At 36.3% G+C, this 6,779-nt stretch carries 4 protein-coding genes and 1 pseudogene; 4 read left to right on the top strand and 1 reads right to left on the bottom strand.

Annotated features, from left to right (window positions below; genetic code table 11):
* Positions 1-77: 77 nt before the first annotated feature.
* Entirely contained in the window at positions 78-542 is a 465-nt protein-coding gene (gene smpB, locus MW688_RS19575; RefSeq protein WP_486737695.1) for an SsrA-binding protein SmpB, read from the bottom strand.
* A gap of 194 nt (positions 543-736) precedes the next feature.
* On the opposite strand from smpB, the gene MW688_RS19580 reads away from it, so the two are divergent.
* The 4 genes and pseudogenes from MW688_RS19580 to MW688_RS19595 all read left to right on the top strand — a co-directional run bounded on the left by MW688_RS19580 (position 737) and on the right by MW688_RS19595 (position 6,701).
* Positions 737-1,399 carry a PIN domain-containing protein gene (locus MW688_RS19580; RefSeq protein ID WP_486737696.1) on the top strand — a complete coding sequence of 221 codons (663 nt, stop codon included), beginning with the start codon at positions 737-739 and terminating at the stop codon, positions 1,397-1,399.
* Between the two features lie 214 nt (positions 1,400-1,613).
* On the top strand, positions 1,614-4,043 hold the full coding sequence (locus MW688_RS19585; RefSeq protein ID WP_486737697.1) for a phosphoketolase family protein: 2,430 nt from the start codon (positions 1,614-1,616) through the stop codon (positions 4,041-4,043).
* 307 nt (positions 4,044-4,350) lie between these two features.
* A pseudogene (locus MW688_RS19590) lies at positions 4,351-4,557 on the top strand (phosphoketolase family protein); the annotation flags it as partial.
* Positions 4,558-4,739: 182 nt separating this feature from the next.
* A complete protein-coding gene (locus MW688_RS19595; protein ID WP_486737698.1) occupies positions 4,740-6,701 on the top strand; it encodes a mechanosensitive ion channel domain-containing protein in 1,962 nt (653 codons plus the stop codon).
* Positions 6,702-6,779: the final 78 nt, after the last annotated feature.

Raw genomic sequence — 6,779 nt, forward strand, 5'->3', positions numbered from 1 at the left:
TACTTCAAAACTCATTACTCCTTACTCATTACTCAACCACAACCAGTAACTTTGGATAAAGATGCTGTGGTCTGAGCTTAACGTTTCATTGCCCTTGCCATTTCCCTTTGGTCATCACGTCTCTTGATGGTTTCGCGCTTATCGTGAAGTTTTTTACCTCTAGCTAAACCCACGCTCACTTTGATCCAATTTCCCTTGATATACATCTTGAGAGGTACTACCGTTAAACCTTTTCTTTCTATTTGACCAATTAACTTATTAATTTCCCGCTTATGTAACAATAGTTTCCGACTGCGAAGAGGTTCATGATTAAAATAGGGACCTCCCGCTTTATAGGGGGAAATATGAACATTGAGTAACCAGGCTTCAGCATCCCGAATAAAGACATAACCATCTCTGAGATTAACTTTGCCTTCGCGAATAGATTTGACTTCAGTTCCTTTTAACTCAACTCCTGCTTCGTAGGTTTCCAAAATTTCGTATAAATACCGCGCCTGTCGATTATCACTGACAATTTTAATTGCTTCAGTTGAATTTCCCATAGAAATTTTCCTTATATAATCTAATTTTAACTATACTGTAATTATAGCGTCTAGTCCCATATTCCTTAATTCATATCTTGCACTCCTAAAAAAGTACTAAATAGGCCAACAGGCGAAAATCAATTTTTAAGTGGTTAGGATCAATTCTTTTACTTCAAAACTCATTACTCATTACTCAAGCACCACAAGTAACTTTGGCTAAAGATGCAAGATCTGAGTTAATGATCTTACCTATAGCAGTTTTAGATGCTTGTGTTCTTATTCCTGTCTTACATGACGCCTGTGGCATAATTATTCAAGGGGCTAAACAAGATTTATACAAATTTTATACTTCTGATAAGATTCTTGAAGAAACAGAAAGAAACTTAGGCAAAATTCTCCAAAAAAAGCAAAAAACATCAGAAATATCTGAATATTCAGCACAAGAAATAGCTTTGCAGAGAATTAAAACCCTTAAACAAGACTTTCCTCAATCTTTGGTTAAAGTTTCTGAAGAACTAATTATAACTTTGAAAAATGACCCCAAAGACCGACATGTTTTAGCTGCTGCTATTGAAGCGAGAAGGATTCAATCAGAATCAGAAAATAACCATATAGTCTGGATTGTAACCTATAATCTTAAAGATTTTCCCCATCGGATCCTAGAAAGAGACAATACTAAAGCGATACATCCAGATAAGTTTTTATTACAATTAGTAGAAATTCACGGATTGCCAGTTTTTTTAAGTTTGTTAAAAGCAGAAGCCACAAAAAGAAACTATGATTTAACCAAATTAATAGAGGTACTTAAAAAAAACAAATTAAATAAATTTGCAAAATTAATTGTTGAAAATAAAAACAGCGATCGCTTTCCATGATTAATATCAAATTGAATTTACTGGTTGAGGTGGGGGATATATCAATCTTCGAGCCTGTTGAGCTAATCTCTAGTTCTTAACCAAAATTTAACCTAAAATATTATCGTTTAGGTATATAAAAAGATCTAGAGAGGGTTAAAGATGATCAAATATTAATGTTTACCATCTCTTTGTATACCTTTATGTTTTTAGTTATTAAAGTTCGAGGTAAAAAATGGTTAGTCAACCGGAGAAAACTAGTGACAGTATAAGTTGTTTTGGCATTGCTCGCTCTACTATTCAAGGAACTCCTCTGAGTGATGAAGAAGTTAGGAAAATGGATGCTTATTTGCGAGCTTCCCATTATCTAATGCTAGGAATGCTCTATCTACGGGAGAATCCTCTTCTCAAAGAACCCTTAAAACCAGAACATATTAAAAATCGTGTTTTAGGTCATTGGGGCTCTAGTGCAGGTCAAGGTTTTATTTACCTACATTGTAATCGTGTAATTAAAAAATATGATCTCAATTCCATCTACTTAAATGGACCAGGACACGGAGCTCCAGGAGTCCTAGCGCCCTGTTATTTAGAAGGAACTTATTCAGAAGTTTATCCTGACAAGAGCGAAGATTCTGAAGGGATGAGAAAGTTCTTTAAACAATTTTCTTTTCCAGGTGGTATCGGCAGTCACTGTACCCCTGAAACACCAGGTTCAATCCATGAAGGTGGTGAATTAGGATATTGTATTTCTCACGCTTACGGAACAGTTTTTGATAACCCTGATTTGATTAGTTTTGCCGTTCCAGGTGATGGAGAATCAGAAACTGGTCCTTTAGCTACTTCTTGGCACTCTAATAAATTTTTAAATCCCATTACCGATGGAGCTGTCTTACCGATTCTTCATCTCAATGGCTATAAAATTAACAATCCAACTATTCTTTCTCGGATAAGCCATTCAGATTTAGAAAATCTATTTTTAGGTTATGGTTACCAGCCTTATTTCGTGGAAGGCTCTGACTTACCTAGTATGCACCAAGCAATGGCAGCTACTTTAGACCATTGCATCGAAGAAATTCAGAAGATCCAAAAAGAAGCTCGCAGTTCTGGAGTGGCGAAATTTTATCGCTTCCCGATGATTGTTCTACGTACTCCAAAAGGTTGGACAGCACCTGCGGAAATCGATGGGCACAAAGTCGAAGGCTTCTGGCGAGCGCACCAAGTACCTATGCCTGATGTGAAAACTAATCCCGCTCACTTAAGCATATTAGAGTCTTGGCTAAAGAGTTATAAACCCGAGGAACTATTTGATGAAACAGGTAAGTTAATTCCTGAATTGAAAGAACTTGCCCCCACAGGACAGCGTCGGATGAGTGCTAACCCTAATGCGAATGGAGGAATACTCTCCAAACAATTACAAATGCCAGACTTCCGCAATTATGGAGTAGAAGTTGAGAAGCCAGGACAAAGTGAAGTAGAAAATACACGTCCGTTAGGGGAATTTCTCAGGGATGTAATGCAAAAGAATATGACGAATTTCCGCGTATTCGGCCCCGATGAAAACACCTCTAATAAACTAAATGCTATTTATGAAGTCAGTAAGAAAACCTGGTTAGCAGAATATTTAGATGAAGATAAAGATGGGGGTGAGCTTTCTCCTAACGGTCGAGTCATGGAAATGCTGAGTGAGCATACCTTAGAAGGTTGGATGGAAGGTTATATTCTCACAGGTCGGCATACTTTTTTCTCTACCTATGAGTCATTTGTTCATGTGATTGACTCTATGGTTAATCAGCACTGTAAATGGATTGAAAAATGTAATGAACTATCCTGGCGTGCTCCGGTTCCTTCCTTAAACCTTTTGATTACCTCAACAGTATGGCGCCAAGACCATAATGGTTTTACGCACCAAGATCCAGGTTTTCTTGACGTAATGACGAATAAAAGTCCAGAAGTTACTCGTATTTATCTTCCACCTGATGTTAATTGTCTATTATCAGTAACTAATACATGTTTAGAAGAGAAAAATCTTGTTAACGTGATTGTGTCTGATAAGCAAAAACACCTGCAATATCTAAACATGGATCAAGCGATCGCTCACTGTAATAAAGGTATTGGCATCTGGGATTGGGCTAGTAATGACCAAGGAAGCGAACCAGATGTAGTGGTAGTAGGAATTGGTGATGTACCAACTATGGAAGCTTTAGCAGCAACAGCAATAATGCGAGAGCATTTCCCTGAAATTAAAATACGTTTTATTAACGTAGTAGATTTGTTTAAGCTAGTACCAGAGGAAGAACATCCTCATGGACTTTCTGCTAGAGAGTTTGACAGTTTGTTTACCTCCGACAAGCCAGTGATTGTCAATTTCCACGGTTATCCTTTTCTAATTCACAAGCTTACTTACCGTCGCAGCAACCAGAAACGCATCCACGTGCGCGGCTACAAAGAGCATGGCAACATTAATACGCCTCTAGAATTAGCGATATGTAATCAGGTTGATCGCTTTAACATCGCTATTGATATCATTGACCGAGTGCCTAAATTGCAACAAACAGCTGCTCATTTAAGAGATAATTTGAAAAATCAAATTATCGAGAACTCTAACTATGCCTACACTGAAGGTATCGATAAACCTGAGATTCGTGAATGGAAATGGCCTTATTAAGTGAGTAAAAACTTTAGCCGTTTTACTTATCACCACAAGTACACCCAGATCCAAAATCTGAAGATTTCATCTTCCTATTTTGCATCACAAAAAAAACATTAGGATTATTTGTATCGCTATATACATATAGCGATATTTTTTTACATTGACCACCTCGTCACCGGTTCTACAGACTCAATTATGCTAAAAACAAGGTTTAAATAGATACGACTGAGACAGGGCAAGTAATGCAGCTCAAAAAATTCATCAAAAACTTAAATTCTTGCCCCTGTCTCAGTTTTTGAAGATTTAGCATAGTTCACTCGGTAGAACCAAACATCTGCAATATCTAAACATGAATCAGGCGATCGCTCACTGTAATAAAGGTATTGGCATCTGGGATTGGGCTAGTAATGACCAAGGAAGCGAACCAGATGTAGTGGTAGTAGGAATTGGTGATGTACCAACTATGGAAGCTTTAGCCGCAACAGCAATAATGCGAGAGCATTTCCCTGAAATTAAAATACGTTTTATTATGCCTATACTGAAGGTATCGATAAACTTGAGATTCGTGAATGGAAATGGCCTTATTAAGTGAGTAAAGACTGTTAACTTACTGAAAAAGGTATGAGGAAAGGTAAAGAGAATTAATTGTCTCTAGATTCTTTTCCTCTTTATAATGTAGCTAAATCTATATTAATTAAGCGCAAATAACTCATGAACCTAGTAAATAGGCAGAAATACAAGTGTAGCGTTAAACATGTCTTGATTTTAGCTTCAATTCTGCTTGGGTTATTTTGGTTTTATCCAGTCAAAGCCGAACTACCACAAGTTAATCTAAACATTTCTAAGGAATCTATAGTATTTGATGGAAGAGAACTATTTACAGTAGGAGATTTAGATAATTTAACTGCCCAAGAAAGGGCTGAAAGAATTAATAATCTTCTCAAAAAAAAATTAGTAACTTATTTAGATAGTAATGAACCAGTTAAAATTACTATTCTTGAACAATCAGGAGTAAAAACTCTCAGAATCTATAAGGAACATTTACTTACAGTAACTTCTAAGGATTTAATTCCTGGAATTACAGCTCAAGAACAGGCAGAAATATGGCAAAACAGTTTAATAAATGCTTTAGAAACTGCTAAAAAAGAAAGAAGTACTGATTATATAAAAATAGGAATAAAAAAAAGCTTACTAGCTTTGATTATTAGTATAGCTATCAATACTGGTTTATTTTTACTAGGAAGAAAACTGCGTCGCCGACGGTTAAATAAAAATTACCTGGAGCAAGGTTCCTGGCAATTACTACTAATAATACTTTTGCAAATAGCCGCTGGCATAATAGTTATTTGCTACATAGCAAGTATTTTTCCCTGGTCAAGAATTTGGCAATATCATATTTTTAAATTAATCGGTGAAACATTCAGTACTCCTATGTTTAAATTTGGCGAAGATGCCCTATCTTTAAACAGAATTTTATTAATGATGGGGCTGATTTTTGCTCTATGGATTATCATCGATTTGTTAACTAGATCTCTACAGGATAATCTATTACGCATAGCAGGAGTAGATAAACATTCGCGAGACTCAATTAGTTTTTTTAGTCGTTACGGATTGATTTTTTTAGGAGTATTGTTAATACTCAATGCTGGAGGAGTTAATTTTCAATCTTTGGTGCTTGCCCTAAGTGTATTAGGAGTCGGTATTGGCTTTGGTTTACAAAATATAGCCAAAGATTTTATCTCAGGATTAATCCTAATTATCACTCGTCCGGTAAAAGTAGGAGAATTAGTAAAAGTAGGAGATATAGAGGGATTAGTGTTAAGAATCGGGGCTAGAACTACAGAAATCTCTCACGTAGACCGTTATATTATGACAGTGCCTAATTCTCGCTTAATTGAGAATCCTGTATTCAATTGGCATCGCAGTGGTTTAACTCGAATTAAAATTTACATAGGAGTCGCTTATGGTTACGATATAGATCTAATTTACAAAGTTTTATTAGCGGCAGCCCAAGTATCTCATCCTGATATTTTACGCCATCCTCCAGTCAAAGTAAGATTTCGTGGCTATGGAGAAGATTCTATGAATTTTAGTATTGTGGCTTTTACTAATAATCCCTTCAAGCAGCCGAAGGTAAAAAATCATCTTTACTATCATGTAGAAAAATATCTACATAAGTACAATATAGAGGTACCTTTTCCCCAGCGAGACTTAAATGTAAAATGGCCAGAAGTAGAAAAATTCGTTAATCATTGGGTAAAGGATAATCTAGAAGAAGATATAGGCAAAGAAACCGAAGAAATTACCCCAGAAGATGGTAATCCTCAATACCTATGGGATTTTACATCTAGACAACAGACAACCTCATCAATCAGCTTACCTGAACCGATTGTTCAAGAAGAATACAATTGGCGGAAAATCACTGAAGAAATGCGGGGAGAAAACGGTGTAGAGATAAAAGACCGTCGTTTTGGCTTAAAAGTCTTTCCCAAGGTATTTTTGGGATCTGATGCTGTAGATTGGTTGGTTAAGCATGAAAAGGCTACCCGAGACGAAGCAATTATCATCGGACAGTTAATGCTAGAACAAGGCATAATTCATCATGTCCTAGATGAACATGATTTTAAAGACGAACCATTATTCTATCGCTTCTGTAGCGATGAAGAACCTTGATCTGAGATCTTGCATCTTTACCGAAAGTTACTGGTTGTGGTTGAGTAATGAGTAAGGAGTAATGAGTTTTGAAGTAAG

The sequence above is a fragment of the Johannesbaptistia floridana genome, from assembly GCF_057440575.1.

Bases quoted from the DNA above. Each gene is read 5' to 3' on its own strand.
- MW688_RS19585 (WP_486737697.1), top strand. From the start codon at position 1,614: ATGGTTAGTCAACCGGAGAAAACTAGTGACAGTATAAGTTGTTTTGGC.
- smpB (WP_486737695.1), bottom strand. From the start codon at position 542: ATGGGAAATTCAACTGAAGCAATTAAAATTGTCAGTGATAATCGACAG.
- MW688_RS19595 (WP_486737698.1), top strand. From the start codon at position 4,740: ATGAACCTAGTAAATAGGCAGAAATACAAGTGTAGCGTTAAACATGTC.